Raw genomic sequence first — 21637 nt, forward strand, 5'->3', positions numbered from 1 at the left:
AAGAACAATTATGCTTGAGATCAAGAACCTGCACGCCCGTATCGCCGAAGACGGCACCGAGATCATCCGCGGTCTGAACCTGACCGTGAAGCCGGGCGAAGTTGCAGCCATTATGGGCCCGAATGGTTCGGGCAAGTCCACGCTGTCCTACATTCTTGCCGGCCGCGAGGACTATGAGGTCACCGAGGGCGACATCCTCTACAACGGCGAGTCGATCCTGGAGATGGATCCGGCCGAGCGTGCGGCGTCGGGCATCTTCCTTGCCTTCCAGTACCCGATGGAGATTCCGGGCGTCGCGACGATGGAGTTCCTCAAGGTCGCGATGAACTCGCAGCGCAAGGCGCGCGGCGAGGAAGAGCTGAAGATCCCGGAACTGCTCAAGCGCGTGAAGGAAGCAGCCGGCTCGCTCAACATCAACATGGACATGCTGAAGCGCCCGCTCAACGTCGGCTTCTCCGGCGGCGAGAAGAAGCGCGCGGAAATCCTGCAGATGAAGCTGCTCGAGCCGAAGCTCTGCGTCCTCGACGAGACAGACTCGGGCCTCGACATCGACGCGCTCAAGATCGTTTCGGACGGCGTCAATGCGCTACGTTCGCCCGACCGCGCATTCCTGGTCATCACGCACTACCAGCGTCTGCTCGACCACATCGTTCCGGATACCGTCCACGTTCTGTATCGCGGCCAGATCATCAAGTCGGGTGACAAGAGCCTGGCGATGGAGCTGGAGCGGAACGGCTACGCCGGCATCATCGACGAAGCAGCCTGAGGGTAGGCGTCATGAACATTCACGCAAATCCAACGTTGACGGCGGCCGAGAAGGCCCTCGTCGGCGCCTATGAGGAGCGGTTCTCGACCTTCCCCGGCGATCCCGCGGTGGTGACGAGCCGAGACAATGCCATCGAGCAGCTGAAGGCCGGCTTGCCGACGCGCCGCGTCGAGTCCTGGCACTATACGGACCTGCGCCGCCTGCTGACGCAGGTGCCGTCCTTCGACGCGGCAGATACCGCCAAGACCGCTGAAGCATTGCTGTCGGGCTCGTCCGTGTTCGCCGTTCTCAGCGGCGCCGCTGATGATGCGGCCTCTGTCGAGGGCGTTACCGTCGAGCGTCTTGCCGACCTGCTGCAGGCCGGTGACGAGCGCGCGATCCTGACGCCGGCCGCATCCGATGATGCGATCGGTGCGATCAACGCTGCCTTCGCGACCGACGGCTATGTGCTGGCGATCGCCGATGGCGCCGAGATCGAGGCTCCGGTTGAGCTACAGAACATTCAGGCTGGCGGGCAGGCGCATGCGCGCTTTGCCGTCCGTGCGGGTGCGGGTTCGAAGGCGACCATCGTCGAGCGCCAGACCGGCGACGGTTCGGCTCTCGTCAGCTCCGTCTCCAGCCTCGAGCTGGGCGAGGGCGCCGAGATCCTCTGGGTTATCCTCCAGGATCATGCCGAAACCGCAACGCATCTCGGCCAGTTCAACGCCAAGCTCGCCAAGGACGCCAAGCTCAGCCTTTTCGTGATGAACGCCGGCGGCAAGCTGGTGCGCCAGGACATCGTCGTTGATGCTGAGGGCGAGAACTCGGATTTCCGTCTGCGCGGCATCAACCTGCTCGGCGGTGAGACCCACTGCGACGTGACCATGAAGCTTGGTCACCTTGCGCCGCATACGGTCTCGACCGAACTGGTCCGCAACGTCGTCACCGACCGCGCACACGCCGTGTTCCAGGGCCAGATCCGCGTCGCGCAGATCGCGCAGAAGACCGACGCGAAGATGGCGTGCAACACGCTGCTCCTGTCGGACGAGGCTGAAGTTTCAACCAAGCCGGAGCTCGAGATCTTCGCCGACGACGTGGCCTGCGGCCACGGCGCGACCGTCACCGAGATCGACCGTGACCATCTGTTCTATCTTATGGCCCGCGGCGTCGAGGAAAAGCTGGCTCGCGGCCTGCTCATCAAGGCGTTCCTCGCCGAAGTGGTCGAGGAACTGGAGAACGAAGAGCTGATCGATCGGCTCGAGGAAAAGCTGGACGACTGGTTCGCCCGGCACGCATAGCAACAGCCGAACGGTGGCGCGATGGATCTGAAGGTCGAAACAATGGCATATGACGTCGAGGCGATCCGCCGCGATTTTCCGATCCTGTCGCGTACCGTCTACGGCAAGCCGCTGGTGTATCTCGACAATGGCGCGTCCGCGCAGAAGCCGCAGGCCGTCATCGACGCGATCACACATGCCTATTCGAACGAATACGCGAACGTCCATCGCGGCCTTCACTTCCTGTCGAACGCCGCGACGGATGCCTATGAAAAGGCTCGTGAAACAGTACGCCGCTTCCTGAACGCGGGCAGCGCCGAGGAAGTCGTCTTCACCAAGTCGACTACCGAGTCGATCAACACGGTCGCATATGGCTGGGGCATGCCGAACATCGGCGAGGGCGACGAGATCGTCCTGTCGATCATGGAGCATCACTCCAACATCGTGCCGTGGCATTTCATCCGCGAGCGCCAGGGCGCAAAGCTGGTCTGGGCGCCGGTGGACGATGAGGGCGTCTTCCACATCGAGGAGTTCGAGAAGTGCCTGACCGAGCGCACCAAGCTCGTCGCGATCACGCAGATGTCGAATGCGCTGGGCACGGTGACGCCGATCAAGGAGATCGTGCGCATCGCCCACGAACGAGGCATCCCTGTTTTGGTCGACGGCAGCCAGGCCGCCGTACACCTGCCGGTTGATGTGCAGGAACTCGGCTGCGACTGGTACGTCTTCACCGGCCACAAGGTCTACGGTCCTTCGGGCATCGGTGTTCTCTACGGCCGTAAGGAGCGTCTCGAAGAGATGCGCCCGTTCATGGGCGGCGGCGAGATGATCGAGAACGTCACCGAGGACGTCGTCACCTACAATCATCCGCCGCACCGCTTCGAGGCGGGCACGCCGCCGATCGTGCAGGCGATCGGCTTGGGTGCCGCGCTGGACTACATGGACAGCGTCGGCCGCGACCGCATCGCCGCTCACGAAGCTGAGCTGACTGCCTACGCCCACGAACGCCTCACGCAGATCAATTCCCTGCGCATCTTCGGCAACGCGCCGGGGAAGGGGGCCATCGTCTCCTTCGAGCTTGAGGGCATCCACGCCCACGACGTTTCGATGGTAATCGACCGCTCGGGCGTCGCCGTCCGCGCCGGCACCCACTGCGCCCAGCCGCTGCTGAAGCGTTTTGGCGTTACCTCGACATGCCGCGCCTCGTTCGGCATGTACAACACGAAGGCAGAGATCGACGCTCTGGCCGAAGCGCTGGAAAAGGCGCGCACGTTCTTCGGATGACAGACATGACCGAGACCGAAAGCAACATCCAGGCAGAGGCTGCGGCCGAAGAGAAGAAGTCAGCCATTCCGGCCCACGAGCTCGCACGCCTGACCGACGACATCATCTCCGCGCTCAAGACTGTCTATGACCCGGAGATCCCGGCAGACATCTACGAGCTCGGCCTCGTCTACCGCATCGACATTGAGGACGACCGCACGGTTAAGATCGATATGACGCTGACCGCACCGGGCTGCCCGGTCGCCGGCGAGATGCCGGGCTGGGTTGAGAACGCCGTTGGCGCGGTCGAGGGCGTTTCCGGCGTCGACGTCAAGATGGTGTTCGACCCGCCGTGGACGCCCGATCGCATGTCCGAGGAAGCGCAGGTCGCTGTCGGCTGGTACTGAGCCGCTTGCAGCTGGCCGCAAACTTCCCCATGTTGGTTGCGAAGAACAGCATTCGTCCGGCCTTGAACCGGTACTGAGTGGAGAAGACAATGCGTAGCTTTCAGATCATGACGATGACCGACGCCGCCGCTGCGCGCGTCCGGGAAATCGTCGAGTCGCGCGAAAATGCGCGCGGCATCCGTGTCGGCATCAAAAAGGGCGGCTGTGCCGGCATGGAATACACGATTGATCTGGTCGAGAACCCCAACCCGAAGGACGACCACATCGAGCATGCCGGCGCTCATGTCTGGGTCGCGCCGGAAGCCGCTCTTTATCTGCTCGGCACCGAGATGGATTTCGAGCGCACCACGCTGCGCACCGGCTTCACCTTCCACAACCCGAACCAGTCCTCCGCCTGCGGCTGCGGCGAGTCGGTTGAACTGAAGCCCGCCGACCTCAAGAAGCTGGCCGAGGCCCGCGCGGCCGGCGCCGCCTGAACCTCGTGGACAGCGAGGCGATCCGCGATCTCTTTGCCCCGCTGGGACACGTAACGATCCGCCGGATGTTCGGCGGCAAAGGCATTTATTTCAATGGTCTGATCATCGCGCTTGAAGTCGATGGCGAGCTGTTGCTGAAGGCAGACGAGCTCACCGCGCCGGAGTTCGCCGCCGCGGGATCCACCCAATGGGTCTACGAAGGCGCCATGCGCAAGGGCAAGGTGGCGATGCCCTACTGGAGCATCCCCGACAGCGCCGCTGACGATCCCGATGAGCTGCTGCCATGGGCACGCAAGGCCTACGAGGCCTCGGTCAGGGCCCAGAGCACGAAGAAACCCAAAAAGAAAAAGCCGACCTGATCAGGCCGGCTTTTTCGTACTCAATTCTTTGGATGATCAGGCTGGCGTCTGCAGGCCGATCAGCATGAACGCTGGGATGTCATCGCCGAAGCCGACCGGGGCAGGGCCCAAATCGTCGTGGTAGCGGCGATTGCGCTCGCGACGGTCGCCATTGTGATCGGGACGCGCCTTGCGCTCGGCATTGTCCTGGCGGATAGCCTCGCGGCGCTCCTGCGGCGATACCGGCTTCACGTCGGGCTGCTCGTCGAAGGCGGCGACGATCGGCGAGACGGCCTCTTCGGACTTCTCAGCCTTGTCCTGCTTCTTCGAGCTCGCGCGTTTTTCCTTGCCGGTCGCACGGCCGCGCTCGCGCTTGTCACCACGGCCACGGCGCGGACGGTCCTCTGCCTCCGGCTCGTCGCCGAGCGTGGACAGGTCACCGTCGAGCCATTCGATCTTGTTGCCGATCATCTTCTCGATCGCGTCGAGCGCCTTGGTGTCGGACTTGGTGACGATGGTGAACGCCTTGCCTGAACGACCCGCGCGGCCGGTGCGACCGATGCGGTGGACGTAATCCTCGGCGTGGACCGGAACGTCGAAGTTGAAGACGTGGCTGACATCCGGGATGTCGAGGCCGCGTGCGGCGACGTCGGAGGCGACGAGCAGCTTCAGCTTGCCGTCACGGAACGCCGACAGCATTGCCATGCGGGCGCGCTGGTCCATGTCGCCATGCAGCGCGCCAGCATCGAACTCGTGCTTGACCAGCGAGCGGAACAGCTCGGAGACGTCCGCCTTGCGGTTGCAGAAGATGATTGCGTTCTTGAGCTCGGCATCTTCCTTGCGAATGAGGTCGCGCAGCACCGCGCGCTTGTCCCACGGCTTCGACTTCGACTTTACGAGCTTCTGGTCGATGTTGACGCCAGTGGAGGAAGCCTTTGCCACCTCGACGCGCACCGGAGCCTGCAGGAACTGCTCGGTCAACTTGGTGATCTCTGGCGGCATGGTTGCCGAGAAGAACAGCGTCTGGCGGGTGAATGGGATCAGCTTGCAGATGCGCTCGATGTCCGGGATGAAGCCCATGTCGAGCATGCGGTCGGCTTCGTCGATCACGAAGATTTCGACGCCGGTGAGCAGCAGCTTGCCGCGCTCGAAATGGTCAAGCAGTCGGCCCGGCGTCGCGATCAGCACGTCAGCGCCGCGCTCCAGCTTCTTCTCCTGCTCGTCGAACGAGACGCCGCCGATCAGGAGGGCGACTGTCAGGCGATGGTTCTTGCCGTACTTGACGAAGTTTTCCTCGACCTGCGCCGCGAGTTCGCGCGTCGGCTCGAGGATCAGCGTGCGCGGCATGCGGGCGCGGGCGCGGCCCTTTTCCAGCCGCGTGATCATCGGCAGCACGAAAGCGGCGGTCTTGCCGGTACCCGTCTGTGCGATGCCGAGGATGTCTTTGCCCATCAGGGCGTGCGGGATGGCGCCAGCCTGGATCGGGGTTGGTGCGACATAACCTGCATCGGTCACTGCGGAGAGCACCTTTTGGGACAACCCCAAATCCGCGAATGTAACGGAAGGTGCCTCTGATGCTACCTCGGCTTCAGGCAGGATTTCAGTCTGATTGTCTGCTGACACTGTGGTGGTTGTCTTTGCTGGTTTGCCCGACGGCAACACGCCGCCTACACCCCGTAGCGGCACTTTCCGCACGGACGTCGCTGTTGGCGATAAGGAATGATATCAGTGATGTCAACGGCAAGGGCCGGAAAACCACCGATTCACGCTCGTTTGATCTATATATGCTTAAGCAGAGACCGGTTTTCAATACCGGAACTGCTCCGCGAGGATGCGTTCATCCCACGAATGGCTCTGGTCGAACAGCAGTGTGACAGTCGATCGCCGCGATTCCCTGACCGTCACCGACGTTACCGAGCGCACTTCGGCGTGGTCTGCTACCGCATTCACCGGGCGCTTGTCCGCCTCCAGAATGTCGAAGCGCACGATCGAGCGGTTCGGGATCAGCGCGCCGCGCCAGCGGCGAGGCCGGAACGGACTGACCGGCGTCAGCGCCAGCAGCGGCGCGTCGAGCGGCAGGATCGGGCCGTGGGCGGAAAGGTTATAGGCCGTGGAGCCCGCGGGGGTCGCCACCATCACGCCGTCGCAGATCAGCTCGTCCAGCCGAACCTGGCCGTCGATCGTAATACGGATCTTTGCCGCTTGCGCCGACTGCCGGAACAGCGACACCTCATTGATCGCGCGCCCGGTCAGTACATTCCCCTCGGCCGTCTCCGCGGTCATCACCAGCGGCCGGATGGTCTCGGAAAGCGCTGCCTTGATGCGCTCCGGCAGGTCTTCCTCGCGATATTCGTTCATCAGGAAGCCGATGGTGCCGCGGTTCATGCCGTAGATCGAACGGCCGGAATCCATGTTCTCCTGGATTGCCTGCAGCATGAAGCCGTCGCCGCCGAGGGCGACCACCACGTCCGCCTGGTCGATCGGCGTCTGGCCGTAGAGCGCGGCAAGCCGCGCGGCTGCCTCGCGCGCATCGCGATTTTCGGCGCAGATGAAGGTGAGGGCAGGGCGTTCAGCTGTCATTCGTCTTCCGTCGAGCGAGCGCGGCCTGCGCGCCGCGCTATCAAGCAGTTAGCACGGGCGGGGCGATGAGCATAGCGGCCCGCAAAGCCATGCACATTCCGCTTTACACCTGTGACGAATATGGTAACCGATGCGCCGTGCCCTTGTAGCTCAGTTGGTAGAGCACCTGATTTGTAATCAGGGGGTCGCGGGTTCGAGTCCTGCCGGGGGCACCAGAAATCAATAACTTAGCTGCGCTTTGAACCCGGACGTTTTACAGGTTCGGCGGCATTTTACCTTCTTGTCGCACGCGGTGCTTAGGCCGTAGTAGGCGGGTCGATTGCAAAAATGGTTTGCAACCTACTCCCGCGGCAGCAGCGCCAACCCCGTACAGATGGCGCCGAGGGCGAAGCTGGCGGCGAATGCCCACAGAATCATCGCCGCGCCAAGCGGCTGCTCGGTCAGTAGCTCATCGATGTTGCGGGTGAAGATGTAGCCCATCCCGACCGTCAGGCCGGCGATGAAGCCGGTTGCGAAGTTGATTGCAAGGAAGCGGACCAGGGGCGGCATGCGGCGTAACAAGGCATGCCGCTGAATGTTCCCCCGCGACACATCGGTGCTGCGACCAAGAGCCACAATTCCCGTTGCGGCGATGCGAAATTCGTAGCAAATTGTCGCACGGGAGGAATGCAGATGAAGATTACGGACTACGTTGGCGAGATGATTGTCATTGCCATCCTTGGCTTACTGGCAACCGCGGCGACCTACGCGATCTTCATGGTCTGACAGCCGATATCAGCGTCTGACAGCCGATATCAGCAACTTGGGAAGAGCCGGTCATCCGCCCCGGCTTGATTGTTCGGCTTCATCATCCGCACTTTCGTTCATGCCGGCTCGTTCGGCCAGATGCGCCTTGAGGAGGGCCAGCTGGTCGGGCGTCCAGCCGCTGATTCCCGTGACCGCGAGCCATGCGTCGACGTAGTGCTGCGGCGCGTAGACGTGGCCATGGCCGATCGGCGTGCTGGCGGCGACTGCCATGTCGACGGCAAGCTGCAGCATCGTCACCAGCGGATACCAGCGCAGCTCTGGTGAAACGTCCGGACCGCGCGGCTCCGCCATCCAGGCAGGCTGGCGGTATAGGTCGCGATAGTCGAAGAACGTCACGGCATCGCTTGCATATTGCAGATAGACGATACGCGTCGGGCCCCATGGCGCGTCGACTGCGACGTTCGGGCCGTTCTGGTTCATGAAGCGCGCGAAGCCGCCGTCGCGAAATTCCGGGAGCCAGGCGGGGCTGCCAGGATTGCGGCCGTCGGTGATCTGCCGCCACATGCGGCTCTCAAAGGGCGGGCCGCTCCACAGCGCGCCATTGATCGGGTCGCCGATGATCTCGAACAGCTCGAGCGAGCGCTCGGAGTTCATCGCGCCGAGGCTGAGGCCGTGCAGGTATAGCTTCGGACGCGCATCCTTCGGCAGCGTGCGCCAATAATCGTAGACGGTGGAGAAAATCGCGCGCGCGGCCTCGCGGCCATATTCGGGCTGCACCAGCAGCGACAGCGGGCTGGAAAGGTAGGAGTACTGCAGGGCAACGCTCGCAATGTCGCCACGGTAGAGGTATTCGACCGCATCGAGCGCAGCCGGATCGATCCAGCCGGTGCCGGTGGGGGTGACGACGACCAGCGCCTCGCGCTCAAACCCGCCGACGCGCCTGAGTTCCTCAAGGGCGAGTGCGGCACGTTCCTCCGCGGTCTCCGCCGCAGCGAGGCCGACGTAGACGCGGATCGGTTCGAGCGCTTGCTTGCCTGACACGGCGGAAATGTCGGCGGCTGTGGCACCGGATGCGATGAATTCGCGCCCCGCGCGGCCGAGGAGGTTCCACGCGACGAGCGAGGCAGGGCTGCCGGTCTTTGCTGGGTCTGTTGGTTGCGGCCGTTCCGGCTCGATCAGCGCGTCGAACTCGCGGAACGAGGAATCGGCCATGTAGAAGGCCGAGCGCAGCAGGACATCGTTAGCCAGCAGCCAGAACAGCACGATCGCAAGCGCCGCGCCGACGACGTTGGCGACGCGGCGCGGCACGTAGCGATGCGTCCAGCGGGCAAAGCGCGAAACGGCGAGCGCGAACACCCGGCCGATGACAAGCAGTACGATGAAGGTTGCGAGCGCGTAGAGGCTGACGGTAACGGGATGACCGCTCGTCAGCGGCTCCATGTCCATCAGCGTGCGGATCGAGTTCTGCCAGTCGGCAACCTGCCAGAGGAACAGCAAAGCTATCGACAGGCAGAAGATGCCGATGATGTAGTTGGTAACTAGGCGAAGGCGGGGCGATGGTGCCGGCAACTCCAGGTAGATCCAAAGCCAGCGCGAGAAGACACCGATCAGATAGCCGACGCCAAAGCAGGCACCGGCAAGCGCGCCCTGTGTGAGGGCGGTTCGAGGGATCAGGCTGGGCGTCAGGGACGCTGCGAAGAACAGCGTCCCGAGCGCGAGGCCGACGCCCGAAAGCCCCTCAATGCGGCGCCGCAGCCAGCCCACCGGCAGGGCGGCGAATGCGGGAGGGCGGCTTCCGGTTCGTTCCATCTCATCTTTGTGCCCGCGGGCCGATGAGGTGTCCAGTGCAAACCGGAAGGTCGAGATTGTTAGTTGCCGTGTCCGGAGTGGCCACCATGGTCGTCGTGAGAGGCGCCATGTTCGCCATGCTGGCCCTCGTGGCTGGCGGGGTGACCACCGCCATGGCCGCCACCGGCCCCCATGGCCTCGACGGCGAACTCGACCTCGACGCTGCCGGCCTTCTCGAAGGTCAGCACACCCTTGAAGCGCTCGCCTTCCTTCGGCCCCTGCTTCAGCTCCATGAACATCAGGTGATAGGAGCCTGGCTTCAGCGCGACCTCGCCGCCTGCCGGGATCTCGATGCCGGCCGGAACAGGGCGCATGGTCATCACTCCTTCGGCGCTGACGCTCATCTCGTGGATTTCACCGCGCGCGGAAATTTCGCTTGAAACGGAGACGAGGCGGTCGCTCTCGGAGCCCTTGTTTCTGATGACGAAGTAACCCGCGGCAACCTTGGCGCCAGGCGGCGTTGCGCGCGACCAGGGATGGTCGACCTCAATGTCGCCGGCCTTGTAGTCATGCGCGTGCGATGGCTGGGCGGCCGCAAGCATGAGCGAGGTTGCAACAACGGTGAGGCCCAGCATCAGCGTGCTGCGGCGGTGGAAGGGAAAGGTGATAGCGCGGGTGGCTGCGCGGGAAAAGTTCTTCATGTGAATGCTCCTTTTAGCCCATTCGGGCTGGTGCCTGACTGCGTGGATGGTTCTCACGCAGACAGAGGCGGAGCGCGGGGATTGCCCGGAAGGTCGTCGGCCGCAGCGGGATCACCTTGCGCATCCTGCGGGCGCAGGATGCTTGCCACCTGCGGCAGCGGGTTTTCGAGGACGAGTTGCTGCGGCTCGCCACCGGCAAGCGGTGCGAACATCGAGCACGGGCCGAAGCAGCAGCCCGGAAGGTCCGAATTGCTGCTGCCGTCGTGATTGACCTCGCCGCTGGTGATGCAGAGCGGGTTGCCGAACACGTCGATCATCGGGCCGGAATTGGCGGCGCCGAGCATGAAGCCGCCGAGCAGGAGCTGCAGCACGAGCATGTAGCCCGCGACGAACGCGGTGGCTGCACGTCTTCGTCTTTTGCCTGCCTGTTGCATAGTAAAACTTGGTCCTCGTGCGCCCGATGCGGACGCTGGGTCACTTGGTAGCATCCGCGGGCGTGCACGCAAACGGTCAAAGATGCCGCTGGTCAGTCGAGGCCGATATACCGCGCGGCTGTCCGGAACTGCGCTTCCGTCTCCGGCGGGAAACGGAAGGTTGCCAGGAAGTCGTTGACGGTGAATGACGGCGCCGACTGCCGGATGGTGGCGGCGAAGGTACGGCCTTCCTCGATGCGGCCCGCGAGCGCCAGGCAGTGCGCCGCGATGGCGAGGATGATGATGTGGGCGTTTGGCCTGGCAGCCGCCTTGACCGCCCATTCCGCGGCCTCCTCAAATTGCCCCATTCGCACGTGCGCCATGGCGCGCGTGCCGAGCATGCCGAACAGCAACGGATCAAAGGGGCTGAGGCTCCGCGAATGATCGGCAGCGACGATCGCTGCGCCCGGATCGCCCGACTGGGAGAGAACGAAGGAAAGGGCGTAGTGGCCTAGTGCGAAGTTGGGGCTGAGATCGACCGCCCGCTGCAGTTCTTCTACCGCCTGATCCTGACTGTTGCGCAACCACAGCGCCCGCCCCATGGCCCAGTGCGCGGCGGGGTCATGGTCATCGACGATCAGACTGCGCGCGGCCGTATGGAGAGCAAGGCCCGTCTCCTGATCCGGATCCTTCCAGCGCTGGAAGGCGTTCTGCCAGTGCGTGAAGGAGAGGCCGGCGTGCGCCCTCGCGAAAGGTCGGGTCGATCGCCACCGAGCGACGGAAGAACTCCTGCGCGAGATCGTTGTCGTCCCTGGTGAACCGGTACATGTGCCAGAGGCCGCGGTGATAGGCCTCCCACGCATTCAGCGAATTTGGATGTTTCAGGATCGCGCGGTTCTTTTCGGCGGTCTCGATCTCGTTGGCGATCGAGGCGACGATCATGTCGCCGATCTGGTCGAGCAGCAGGAAGGCGTCGTCGTGCTTGAGGTCGAACTCTTCGGCCCAGACGATGCGCAGCGTCCGTGTCTCGACAAGTTCGACCGTGACGAGCAGGCGGCCCGGCAGGCTGTTCAGCACGCCACTGACAAAATAGTCGACCTTCAGCGTACGCGCCGCCTCTTCCGGCGACACGCCTTTCTCGGCCAGCGCGAACACCGAGCCACGGGCGATCAGGAACAGGCTGCGCAGTTTTGCGAGGCGGCTGATGATGTCGTTCGTGAGGCCCGCCGCGACGTTGCCCTGGGCCACAAACTCGCCTGACATGGTGAAGGGCATGACGGCCAGCGACGCGCGCTGGGGTGCGCCTTCGAGCGTGGTAATTTCTTGCTCGTGTTCTGGAGCAGCCGGCCTTCCGATCGGCGATGGCCGGACGGTGATGATCGGCCCCTTACGTATTTCTGCCCAAGTGGAGCGAAGCGGCGTTGGGTCTATGTCTTCCGTCTCGAACAGGCGGATGGTGGCAGCAAGATGCCGCTCTGCCTGGTCCGGCTGTCCGGTCTGCAGCAGCGCTCGCAGCAGAAGGGCGTGCGCACGCAGGTCGAAGGGCGAGACTTCCGCCCACTTCTCCGCATAGCTGCGCAGTGCGGCGGGTTCCTGCAGCAACTTCGTCGTCAACGCTTCCAGGAGCGCGGTCATCACACCGCGATAGCGCCGCCGCTGCATTTCCAGCCAGTGGTCGAGCTGCGGGCTGCGATTGAGGGTCAGGCCCTCGAGAAAGTCGCCCTGCAGCAATTCGCACAGAGACTGCAGCTCCTCGCGCCCGACATTCTCGATGCGCGCCGACAGCGCCTTTTCGATCCGCACCGCGTCGATGTCGCAATGCTGCGTGTCGAGGAACACCATGTCGTCACGCGCGCTGAGGCGCGGGTGGTCCGGCTCGTTAAGAATGGTGCGCAATTTGCTCAGGCACCAGCGCAGCTCGCCCTTCGGATCGTTCGGAATATCGCCGAGCAGCTCGCACAGCCGGCTGCGCCCGACCGGCCGAGTTGCGAGTGCCAGATAGGCCATCAGCGCCCGCACTTTCCGAGATGGCGGCAGCGAAAGCACCGAGCCGTCCCGCTGCACAGACAGCTGGCCGAACATGGAAATCTTCAGGATCGCAGGCGAACGGGCGTCGGTGAGCGACGTTTCCATGCGCAATACCACGCTTGCAACCATGCTCCCACCCGCCGGCGGATAGTACCACCACACATCACCGGCTGCATTCCGTTTTTGGGCGAAGCCTTCGGACCTGCCGGTTCAGCGAAAAGAGAGAATGGAGGAAGAAATGGAGAGGTACTCACTGGTCCGCAGGGCTATGCCGACGCTGACAATCGCCGCAGTCGCAGCAGCGACCGCAGCCGCCATCACCACGCCGATCGACGCGCACGACAATCACCATCAGGTCGTCCCGGCAGATGAAGTTCAGTACAAGGCTGGCCCGCCGACACTGCCGCAGGGCGCCGAGTTCGCGGTACTGATGGGCAATCCGGCTGAGGAAGGCCCGTTCGTGATGCGGCTGAAATTCCCGGCCGGTTTCGACATCCCGCCTCACCGCCATCCGAAGGAAGAGCACGTGACGGTGCTGTCCGGCGGTTTCGCAATGGCGTTGGGCGAAGTGCATGACCGCTCGAAGGCGGAACCTTTGCCGCCTGGCAGCTTTGTCCGGATTCCGACAGGCGAGGCACACTACGCCTGGACGGAGGAGGAGACAGTCGTCCAGATCAACGCGATGGGCCCGTTTGGCGTCGAGTACGTCAACCCGGAGGACGACCCGCGCAAGAAGCGCACCAACTGAGCGCACACCCGCATCGTGCCCGTGGCCTCCGCGGCCGCGGGCATGAGCGACAAGTATCCCAGGGAGAGTGACATGGAAATGCAATCAGGAATTCGTACGACCACGGGGAGGGGCCGATTGTTCGACTCCATCCTGGATACCGTGGGCGACACACCGACTATCCGCATCAACCGCCTCGGCGTCCCGCACGCGACTATTTACGTGAAGGCGGAGTTCTTCAACCCGGCCTCTTCGGTCAAGGACCGCCTTGCCCTCAACATCATTGAGGATGCTGAACGTCGCGGCGTGCTGAAACCCGGCCAGACCGTCGTCGAAGCGACCAGCGGCAACACGGGCATCGGCCTTGCGATCGTCTGTGCCCAGAAGGGCTACCCGCTGGTCGTGACCATGGCGGACAGCTTCTCGATCGAGCGGCGCAAGCTCATGCGCATGCTGGGCGCGAAGGTTGTCCTGACGCCACGTGCGCTAAAGGGCTTCGGCATGTACCAGAAGGCGGTCGAACTGGCTGAAGCCAATGGCTGGTTCCTGGCGCGGCAGTTCGAGACCGAGGCCAATGCCGACATCCACGAAGCGACGACCGGGCGCGAGATCATCAACGATTTCGCAAGCTCGCGGCTCGACTACTTCGTCACCGGCTACGGCACGGGCGGCACCATCACCGGCGTCGGTCGCGTCCTGCGCCGCGAGCGACCGGAAGTGAAGATCGTCCTCAGCGAGCCCGCGAACGCGCAGCTCCTCGGCAGCGGTCAGGTCCAGCAGCGCGATGCCTCCGGTGCACCGGCGGCGAGCCATCCGGCCTTCGAACCGCACCCGATCCAGGGCTGGACGCCGGACTTCATCCCGAACGTCCTGCAGGAAGCGATCGACAAGCGCCTCTATGACGAGGTCCGGCCGATCGCAGGCGCCGATGCAATGACATGGGCGAAGGAGCTCGCCCGGCAGGAAGGCATTTTCACCGGGATCTCCGGTGGAGCAACCTTCGCGGTCGCCCGTCAGGTGGCGGAAGCGGCGCCGCAAGGCTCCGTGATCCTCTGCATGCTGCCGGATACGGGCGAGCGCTACCTCTCGACGCCGCTCTTCGATGGCATCGAGGCGGACATGGATGAAGAGGAAATGGCGCTGTCACGCTCGACACCGGGATTCCAGTTCGCAGCGTAGACGCGATGGTGCAGCAAGGGAGATACGGCCATGCACGTAACCGTCAAACGGCCGGCTGTGCTGGATGATGAAACCCTCGATCCGGAAGACTGGACCGAAACAGCCTCTCTTGCGCACCGCATCGTCGACGAGACTTTTGCCGGGCTTCGAAATGTCCGCAAGCGGCCCGTTTGGCAGGAAATGCCGGTAAAGGTGGCGTCGCATTTCGCGACGCCACTTCCCCGCGAGGGAGAGCCGCTGGAAGACGTCTACGATGAACTCCTGCGCAACCTGATGCCGTATCCGATGGGCAACGTGCATCCGCGCTTCTGGGCCTGGTACATGGGCGCCGGCAATGTAGCGGGTGCGCTGGGCGACTTCCTCGCGGCCATGCRGGGCTCGAATGTCGGCGGCGGCCGCCACGCAGCGGCCCTCATGGACCAGCAGGTAGTCAACTGGTGCAAGGAAATGGTCGGTTTTCCGGCTGACGCCAGCGGTACGCTGGTAACTGGCGGCTCGGTTGCCAATCTGGTTGGCCTCACCGTCGCGCGAAACGTGAAGGCGGGCATCGATGTCCGTGAACTCGGCGTTGCGGCCATGCCACGTCCGCTTCGCTTCTATGGTTCCGACCAGATCCATAGCTGTCATCGCAAGGCGGTTGAGGCGCTTGGCCTCGGCAACCGCTCACTGATCCGCATTGCGTCGAACGACGGTTTCACGATCTCCGTCCACGCACTCCGCGCTGCGATTGCCGCCGATCGTGCCGCGGGCTTCGAACCCGCCTGCATCATCGGCAATGCCGGTGCGGTGAACACGGGCGCCATCGACGATCTGCAGGCACTCGCCGATCTCGCGGCCGAAGAGAACATGTGGCTGCACGTCGATGGCTGCATCGGCGCGATGCTCTCGATCTCGCCCACGCATCACCATCTCATTGCGGGGATCGAACGCGCGGATTCCCTTGCGCTCGACCTGCACAAATGGCTCCACGCGCCATTCGACATCGGCTGCGCGCTAGTGAAGAATGCCGCCGCGCACCGCAATGCCTTTGCGACCACGCCGGAATATCTCGAGAGTTCGCCGCGCGGACTCGCCTCCGGTCAGTGGCTGCATGAGTTCGGCCCGCAAACGTCGCGCGGGTTCCGCGCCCTAAAAGTCTGGATGGCGCTGAAGCAGCAGGGGGCGAAGAAATTCGGCCGGCTGATCGACCAGAACATCCAGCAGGCTCACTATCTGGCGGAGCAGGTGAGTGCGCATCCGGAACTGCGCCTGATGGCGCCTGCGCCCCTCAACATTGTCTGCTTCCGCTTTGATCCCGGAGGCCGCGGCGAAGACGAGCTCAAGGCACTCAACGTCGAGATCATGCTGCGGCTGCAGGAGGAGGGCACCGCTGTGCTGTCCGATACGACGATCCAGGGTCGGCACTGCCTGCGAGCCGCGATCTGCAACCACCGCACCCGCGTTCCCGACATCGATATCCTCGTCGACGAGGTGCTGCGGCTCGGCCGCGACATCGCCGCTGGACACTGACCGCCTAGGTGACGTGCGCGTCCGGCTTCTGCAGGAGTGTCGCAATGAAGCGCTGTGTGCGCTGGCGCTGCGGCGCGCTGAACAGTTCGCGCGACGGGCCCTTTTCGACGATCAAGCCAGCTTCGAGGAACACTGCCTCCTGCGCGATGGTCGAGGCTAGGCGCAGGTCGTGCGTCGCAATCACCATCGTCGTGCCCTCGCGCGCCAGTTGAGCCAGCACCTCAACCACTTCGGCGGCAAGCTCCGGATCAAGCGCCGACGTCGGCTCGTCGCAAAGGAGCACACGCGGCGAGGGCGCCAGCGCCCGGGCAATTGCCACGCGCTGCTGCTGGCCGCCTGACAGCGTCGCTGGCCAGGCATCCGCCTTGTGCGCCAGCCCCACCTTGTCGAGCAGTTCGCGCGCCCGATGCAGTGCCTTTTCCTTCGGCCATTTTAGCACCGTCACCAGCGACTCCGCGACGTTGTCGATGGCTGTACGGTGCGGGAAGAGCTGGAAATTCTGGAACACCATGCCGGTCTGACGGCGCAACTTCTGGACCGACGCCCAGCCGACCTTGGCGCCGGGATGAAATTCCAGCTTCTCATCGCCGATGCGTACCGAGCCAGAAGTCGGGATCTCGAGCAGGTTGATGCAGCGAAGCAGCGTAGACTTGCCCCCGCCGGACGGGCCGATCAGGGCGGTCACGCTTCCTTCGGCGAAGGTGACGTCCACATGGTCGAGCACCGTGTGGTCGCCGAATTTCTTGACGATCTGCTTGAGCTCGATCACGACCGCGCCTCCATGAACCCGCCATAGCGGCTGAGACGCAGCTCGATCCGCGCCTGCAGCGCCGATAGCACCGAGCTGATGACGAGATAGATCAGCGCCGCCTCGACATAGAGGATTAGCGGCTCATAGGTCACCGCCACCACGCGCTGCGCCGCCTGGAACAGCTCCGGCACGGTGATCGCCGCGGCGAGTGACGTGTCCTTCACCAGCGAGATGAAGGTGTTCGACAGCGGCGGCACGGCGACCCGTGCCGCTTGCGGCAGCACCGTCCGGCGCATGGTCTGAGACCACGACATGCCGATCGAGAACGAGGCCTCCCACTGGCCCTTGGCCACCGACGAGATCGCGGCGCGCACGATCTCCGAGGAGTAGGCGCCGATGTTGAGCGTGAAGCCGATCAGCGCGGCCGGATACGCGTCTAGCAGGATGCCGACCGACGGCAGGCCGTAGAAGATCAGGAAAAGCTGCACCAGCAGCGGCGTGCCGCGGATGATCCAGACATAGAAGCGCACGATGGCCGCCAGCGGCCAGGGCCCGAACAGGCGGATCAGTGCCACGATCAGGCCGAGCGTCAGGCCGAAGGCGAAGGACAGCAGCGTGAGCGGGATGGTAAATGCAAGCGCGGCCCACAAAAGCGGGCCGAGCGAGTCGATCATGAGTTGCAGCCAGTGCGGCACGACCATCACTCCGTTGTCAGGCAATGTAGCGGGGCCGTGCGCAGAACTGCAAGGTAGGCCGCCGAAAACGCGAGCTTGCTACTCCGACACGTCTTCGCCGAAATATTTCTCCGAGATCTTCTGGTAGGTGCCGTCGGACTTGATCTCATCGAGCGCCTTGTTGATCGCGTCCACCAGCTCTGCATCGCCCTTGCGGATCAGGATGCCGGACTCCGACGCATCGCCCTGCGTGGCCACGATCTTCACCGGCGCGTTGGGCTGCTTCTTCTTGAAGTCGAAGAAGGACAGGCTGTCGTTGAGGGTGGCGTCAGCGCGGCCCTGAACGACAAGCGCGATCGACTGGTCGAACCCATCGGTGGCGACAATCTCCGCGCCGGCTTCCTGGGCCATCTTGCCGTAGTTGCTGGTCAGCGACTGCGCCGCCTTCTTGCCGCTGAGGTGGGCAAAATCGGTGATGTCGGCATTGTCCTCGCGCACGATCAGCGCCGCTTTCGAGGCGACATAAGGCTGCGAGAAGTCGTACTTTGCCTTGCGCTCCTCGGTGATGCCGACCTGGTTGATGACGACGTCGTAGCGCTTGGCATCCAGGCCGGCGATCAGGCCGTCCCACTTGCCCTCGACGAACTCGGCCTTCACGCCGAGGCGCTCGGCGACTGCTTCGCCGATTTCGACGTCGAAGCCGACAAGCTTGCCGGTATCGTCATGATAGGTGAAAGGGGCATAAGTGCCCTCGGTGCCGATCTTGATGACCCCGGCCGACTTGATGGCATCGAAATTCTCGCCGGCATGGACCGGAATGGCAGCAAGTGCCTGGATGGCGCCTGCGACGACAACTGCTTTCAGCCAGCTCATGGCAATCTCCGTTGATTTCGCCCTGGAACAGGAAAAATTTTCTGCTGCCAAATCTAGGTCGGCCACGCTGTAGAACAAGAATGCGCAATCTGCCGAAAAGCACGTAGGGGAATTTTTGTTCTTCTGAAGCTGGCGACCGCGCGGCGAATTGCTCGGGCGTATCATCCCGGCTTGAGGGCCATCTGGAGGGAAATCCGGGGACGGGTGTCGGAACGCGCCGAGCCCGTTCGTCTTCTCAATTCACAGGGGGCGAAGGAGGATTTCATGACGCCGATCATCACCGTCTTTGCCAACAGCCCGGATGGCGGCAGGGGTCTTGCCCGTGACATGCGGGTGCGCTGGGCGCTCGAAGAGGTTGGACAGCTGTACGAAGTGCGCACGCAGACCTTTGCGGAGTTGAAGCAGGTGGACCATCTCCGGCGTCAGCCCTTTGGCCAGATCCCGACCTATGAGGAGGATGGTCTTGTCCTGTTCGAATCCGGAGCGATTGTCCTTCACATCGCGCAGAAGCATCCGGGCCTGCTGCCGGCCGATCCAATAGCACGCGCCCGCGCGATCTCATGGCTGTTCGCCGCCCTCAACACGATTGAGCCGCCGATCGTCGAGCGTGAGCAGATGCCTTTGGTTGAGCGCGAGCAGCCCTGGTACAGCGAGGAGCGCCTCGCATTTCTCGACGATCGCGTCCGCATCCGGCTCCGCGATCTCTCCGCCCGGCTGGGCGACTCCGATTGGCTGGAAGGTGAGTTCAGCGCAGGCGACCTGATGATGATCGAGGTGCTGCGTCGGCTGGAGCGCTCGCCGATGCTCGGCGAGTTCCCGGAACTTGTCGCCTACATCGGACGCGGCTGCGCCCGTCCAGCGTTCCAACGGGCCTTTGCCTCCCAGCTCAAATTGTTCCGCGCGTCGTCAGCGGTCTGACATCACCTCGCGTCGGGAGATATCTCGGCCTTGCTGCGCTGCGCATTGCCGCGCACCAGCCGCCGCGCGGCATCGTCATAGACACCGCCCGTCAGCTCGATGGCAAAGCGCTCGGCATCGCGCCGGCGCACATCCTCCATAACGCGACGGCGTTCCTCTTCGTCTACCTCGCACAGCTCGAGCGCCCGCTCGGCGCAGGCAAGCGCCGACTCGTAGGTCTCGCGGATCTGCCAGTCGACACCGGCATGGACGAGCTCGGCCGCGTGCTCGCGGTCGAACGAGTGCGCCAGAACCGGCACCAGCGGGAACTCCGCCTTCACAAGCTCGATGATCTTCAGGCACGCCTCGCGGTCGTCGATCGCAACGATGATGAGGTGCGCATCCTCCGCGCCCGCCGGATGCAGGATGTCGAGCCGCGAGCCGTCGCCATAATAGACCTTGAAGCCGAAGTCCGCCGCGTCGCGGATCGCCACCGTATCCGTCTCGATGATCGAGACGGTATATCCACTTGCGAACAGCGGCTGGCTGGCTATCTGGCCGAACCGGCCGAAGCCAATCAGCAGCACGCTGGCTGAAAGATCCTCCGGGGCCTCGACGCCGTCCAGCGACACGGCTGGTTTCGGAATCAGCCGGTCATGCAGGATCACCATCAGCGGGGTGAGGGCCATCGAGACGATGATGGTCGCTGTAAGCAGTGCGTTCGCCTCGGCATTGATGATGCCTTCGGCGGTGGCAGCCGAGTAGAGCACGAAGGCGAACTCGCCGCCCTGCGCCATCAGCACCGCGCGCTCGATCGCCTCCCGTTGGCTCGCCCTGAAGAGCCGCGCAACCGCATAGATGCCGATGATCTTCATGATCATGTAACCGGCAACCGCAACCGCGATCAGGCCCAAATTGGCTGCGATCACCGCAAGGTCGAGCGACATGCCGACGCCGAGGAAGAAGAGGCCAAGCAGGATGCCGCGGAAGGGTTCGACGTCGGCCTCGAGCTGATGGCGGAACGACGACTCTGACAGCAATACGCCTGCGAGGAACGCACCCATCGCCATCGACAGGCCACCAAGCTGCATCGCGAGTGCCGCGCCCAGCACGACGAACAGCGCTGCCGCCGTCATCACCTCTCGCGCTTTGGCTTGCCCCAGCATCCTGAACAGCGGATCGAGCAGGTAAAGGCCTGCAACCACAAGCCCGGCGATCGAAGCAAGGCCAATGCCCACCGCCATCAGCCGGTCGATCAGGCTCGTGTGTTCGCCGCCGGGCGCCAGAAACACGACCAAAGCCAGTAGCGGCACGATGGCGAGGTCCTCGAGCAGCAGGATGGCAACGATCCGCCGGCCCTTGGGCAGGCCGATCGAGCGCCGCTCCTCGAGCGTCTGCATGACGATCGCCGTCGAGGTCAGCACGAAGCCCGTGCCGGCGACAAAGCTCTGGGCGACCGGATAGCCGAGCGCGAGCCCGACGAGCGTGAGCAGGCCGATGCAGAGCCCGACCTGTGCGAGGCCAAGGCCGAAAATCTCGCCCCTCATTGCCCACAGCCGCGACGGTTGCATCTCCAGGCCGATGATGAACAGGAACATGACGACGCCGAGTTCGGCGACGTGCAGAATCGCTTGCGTATCGTAGAACAGGCCGATGCCGAACGGCCCGATCGCGAGGCCAGCTGCGAGATAGCCGAGCACCGAACCGAGCCCGAGCCGCCTGAACAGCGGCACGGCGATGACGGCAGCGCCCAGCAGGACGACGACAGGCATGAGGTCGAAGCCACTATGCGAGGCTGCTTCCGCGGCATGGCTGGCGGTTTCGGCGGCGGCCATCGCTCAGGCCCGCACCAGCTGCCAGGCAAGCATCGCCGCGATGGCGGCCGGTAGTGCGAAGACCACCAGCAGGATTGGCAGCTCTTGCCCGACTGTGTACCCCGCCTTCGTAACGCCGACCCACATATTGATGAGCGCGACCAGCAGCCAAACCGGGATGAACACCCGTGCCGCCACCGTCATCCCGGCGGCATCCCCGCCCCACAGCCGACCGAAAAGCATGAATATGCCCAAAAGCACCACCCCTCCGGTGATGACGAGCAGCATGTGCATGGCTCCCCTCCATACTTGCGAATATTAGCTAGTATTGAAGTGTATGGGCAGCTTTGCCAATGGGGGACGATCTTCGGTTGTAACGCTGGAACGGGTAGGGGAAGGGGAATCATAGCGTCCGGCGAAGGCGGGCCCCGCGGGAGTGCCGGCCGGGTC

General features: G+C 63.8%; 23 protein-coding genes and 1 tRNA gene. 11 read left to right on the top strand and 13 right to left on the bottom strand.

What is annotated here, in order from left to right; all coding sequences use genetic code 11:
- The first annotated feature begins 10 nt into the window (after window positions 1–10).
- The 6 genes from sufC (at window position 11) to L610_RS15385 (ending at window position 4527) form a co-directional block, all read left to right on the top strand.
- Window positions 11–766, top strand: coding sequence for a Fe-S cluster assembly ATPase SufC (sufC, locus tag L610_RS15360; protein WP_024847627.1), 756 nt, complete (start codon window positions 11–13; stop codon window positions 764–766).
- An 11-nt stretch (window positions 767–777) separates the two neighbouring features.
- Entirely contained in the window at window positions 778–2043 is a 1266-nt protein-coding gene (gene sufD, locus L610_RS15365; RefSeq protein ID WP_024847628.1) for a Fe-S cluster assembly protein SufD, read from the top strand.
- Window positions 2044–2064: 21 nt separating this feature from the next.
- On the top strand, window positions 2065–3306 hold the full coding sequence (locus tag L610_RS15370; protein WP_024847629.1) for a cysteine desulfurase: 1242 nt from the start codon (window positions 2065–2067) through the stop codon (window positions 3304–3306).
- A gap of 5 nt (window positions 3307–3311) precedes the next feature.
- The gene (locus L610_RS15375) at window positions 3312–3692 is read left to right on the top strand and encodes an SUF system Fe-S cluster assembly protein (RefSeq protein WP_051473130.1); all 381 of its coding nucleotides are present in this window, start codon (window positions 3312–3314) and stop codon (window positions 3690–3692) included.
- Between the two features lie 89 nt (window positions 3693–3781).
- The gene (gene sufA / locus L610_RS15380; protein ID WP_024847631.1) at window positions 3782–4168 is read left to right on the top strand and encodes a Fe-S cluster assembly scaffold SufA; all 387 of its coding nucleotides are present in this window, start codon (window positions 3782–3784) and stop codon (window positions 4166–4168) included.
- Window positions 4169–4173: 5 nt separating this feature from the next.
- On the top strand, window positions 4174–4527 hold the full coding sequence (locus L610_RS15385; protein ID WP_024847632.1) for a TfoX/Sxy family protein: 354 nt from the start codon (window positions 4174–4176) through the stop codon (window positions 4525–4527).
- 36 nt (window positions 4528–4563) lie between these two features.
- Here the strand turns inward: L610_RS15385 and L610_RS15390 are convergent, their stop codons facing one another.
- Window positions 4564–6105 carry a DEAD/DEAH box helicase gene (locus tag L610_RS15390; RefSeq protein ID WP_144706147.1) on the bottom strand — a complete coding sequence of 514 codons (1542 nt, stop codon included), beginning with the start codon at window positions 6103–6105 and terminating at the stop codon, window positions 4564–4566.
- Between the two features lie 207 nt (window positions 6106–6312).
- The gene (locus tag L610_RS15395; protein ID WP_024847634.1) at window positions 6313–7086 is read right to left on the bottom strand and encodes an NAD kinase; all 774 of its coding nucleotides are present in this window, start codon (window positions 7084–7086) and stop codon (window positions 6313–6315) included.
- A gap of 139 nt (window positions 7087–7225) precedes the next feature.
- Here L610_RS15395 and L610_RS15400 point away from each other — a divergent pair.
- A tRNA-Thr gene (locus L610_RS15400) sits at window positions 7226–7301 on the top strand.
- Window positions 7302–7425: 124 nt separating this feature from the next.
- Here the strand turns inward: L610_RS15400 and L610_RS15405 are convergent.
- The 6 genes from L610_RS15405 to L610_RS15425 form a co-directional block, all read right to left on the bottom strand.
- Entirely contained in the window at window positions 7426–7635 is a 210-nt protein-coding gene (locus tag L610_RS15405) for a hypothetical protein (RefSeq protein ID WP_144706131.1), read from the bottom strand.
- 267 nt (window positions 7636–7902) lie between these two features.
- Window positions 7903–9642 (bottom strand): alpha/beta-hydrolase family protein, encoded by a 1740-nt coding sequence (locus L610_RS15410; protein ID WP_051473120.1) that lies wholly within the window; start codon window positions 9640–9642, stop codon window positions 7903–7905.
- Between the two features lie 59 nt (window positions 9643–9701).
- On the bottom strand, window positions 9702–10322 hold the full coding sequence (locus L610_RS15415; protein ID WP_024847637.1) for a copper chaperone PCu(A)C: 621 nt from the start codon (window positions 10320–10322) through the stop codon (window positions 9702–9704).
- 53 nt (window positions 10323–10375) lie between these two features.
- Window positions 10376–10756 (bottom strand): hypothetical protein, encoded by a 381-nt coding sequence (locus tag L610_RS15420; protein WP_144706133.1) that lies wholly within the window; start codon window positions 10754–10756, stop codon window positions 10376–10378.
- A gap of 92 nt (window positions 10757–10848) precedes the next feature.
- Window positions 10849–11319, bottom strand: a complete 471-nt coding sequence (locus L610_RS20900) for a hypothetical protein (RefSeq protein ID WP_371713063.1) — start codon at window positions 11317–11319, stop codon at window positions 10849–10851.
- Window positions 11320–11362: 43 nt separating this feature from the next.
- Window positions 11363–12892, bottom strand: coding sequence for a hypothetical protein (locus L610_RS15425; RefSeq protein ID WP_371713064.1), 1530 nt, complete (start codon window positions 12890–12892; stop codon window positions 11363–11365).
- Window positions 12893–13001: 109 nt separating this feature from the next.
- Between L610_RS15425 and L610_RS15430 the strand changes: the two genes are divergently transcribed.
- The 3 genes from L610_RS15430 (at window position 13002) to L610_RS15440 (ending at window position 16178) form a co-directional block, all read left to right on the top strand.
- Window positions 13002–13511, top strand: coding sequence for a cupin domain-containing protein (locus tag L610_RS15430; RefSeq protein ID WP_084465826.1), 510 nt, complete (start codon window positions 13002–13004; stop codon window positions 13509–13511).
- Between the two features lie 72 nt (window positions 13512–13583).
- A complete protein-coding gene (gene cysK, locus L610_RS15435) occupies window positions 13584–14669 on the top strand; it encodes a cysteine synthase A (protein ID WP_024847641.1) in 1086 nt (361 codons plus the stop codon).
- 30 nt (window positions 14670–14699) lie between these two features.
- Window positions 14700–16178: an aminotransferase class V-fold PLP-dependent enzyme gene (locus tag L610_RS15440; protein WP_144706135.1), complete on the top strand. Its 1479-nt coding sequence runs from the start codon at window positions 14700–14702 to the stop codon at window positions 16176–16178.
- Between the two features lie 4 nt (window positions 16179–16182).
- Here L610_RS15440 and L610_RS15445 read toward each other — a convergent pair whose 3' ends face one another.
- From L610_RS15445 to L610_RS15455, 3 genes are all read right to left on the bottom strand, one after another.
- Window positions 16183–16947: an amino acid ABC transporter ATP-binding protein gene (locus L610_RS15445; RefSeq protein WP_024847643.1), complete on the bottom strand. Its 765-nt coding sequence runs from the start codon at window positions 16945–16947 to the stop codon at window positions 16183–16185.
- On the bottom strand, window positions 16944–17624 hold the full coding sequence (locus tag L610_RS15450; protein ID WP_024847644.1) for an ABC transporter permease subunit: 681 nt from the start codon (window positions 17622–17624) through the stop codon (window positions 16944–16946). The genes L610_RS15445 and L610_RS15450 overlap by 4 nt, the downstream gene beginning before the upstream one ends.
- 78 nt (window positions 17625–17702) lie before the next feature.
- The gene (locus tag L610_RS15455) at window positions 17703–18476 is read right to left on the bottom strand and encodes an amino acid ABC transporter substrate-binding protein (RefSeq protein ID WP_144706137.1); all 774 of its coding nucleotides are present in this window, start codon (window positions 18474–18476) and stop codon (window positions 17703–17705) included.
- Window positions 18477–18740: 264 nt separating this feature from the next.
- Between L610_RS15455 and L610_RS15460 the strand changes: the two genes are divergently transcribed.
- Entirely contained in the window at window positions 18741–19394 is a 654-nt protein-coding gene (locus L610_RS15460) for a glutathione S-transferase family protein (RefSeq protein WP_024847646.1), read from the top strand.
- 2 nt (window positions 19395–19396) lie between these two features.
- Here L610_RS15460 and L610_RS15465 read toward each other — a convergent pair whose 3' ends face one another.
- Window positions 19397–21208: a monovalent cation:proton antiporter-2 (CPA2) family protein gene (locus L610_RS15465; RefSeq protein WP_144706139.1), complete on the bottom strand. Its 1812-nt coding sequence runs from the start codon at window positions 21206–21208 to the stop codon at window positions 19397–19399.
- A 3-nt stretch (window positions 21209–21211) separates the two neighbouring features.
- On the bottom strand, window positions 21212–21475 hold the full coding sequence (locus L610_RS15470) for a hypothetical protein (RefSeq protein ID WP_245263674.1): 264 nt from the start codon (window positions 21473–21475) through the stop codon (window positions 21212–21214).
- Between the last annotated feature and the right edge of the window lie 162 nt (window positions 21476–21637).

Origin of the sequence: Aminobacter sp. J44, from assembly GCF_007829415.1 — a bacterium.
Lineage (GTDB): Bacteria > Pseudomonadota > Alphaproteobacteria > Rhizobiales > Rhizobiaceae > Aerobium.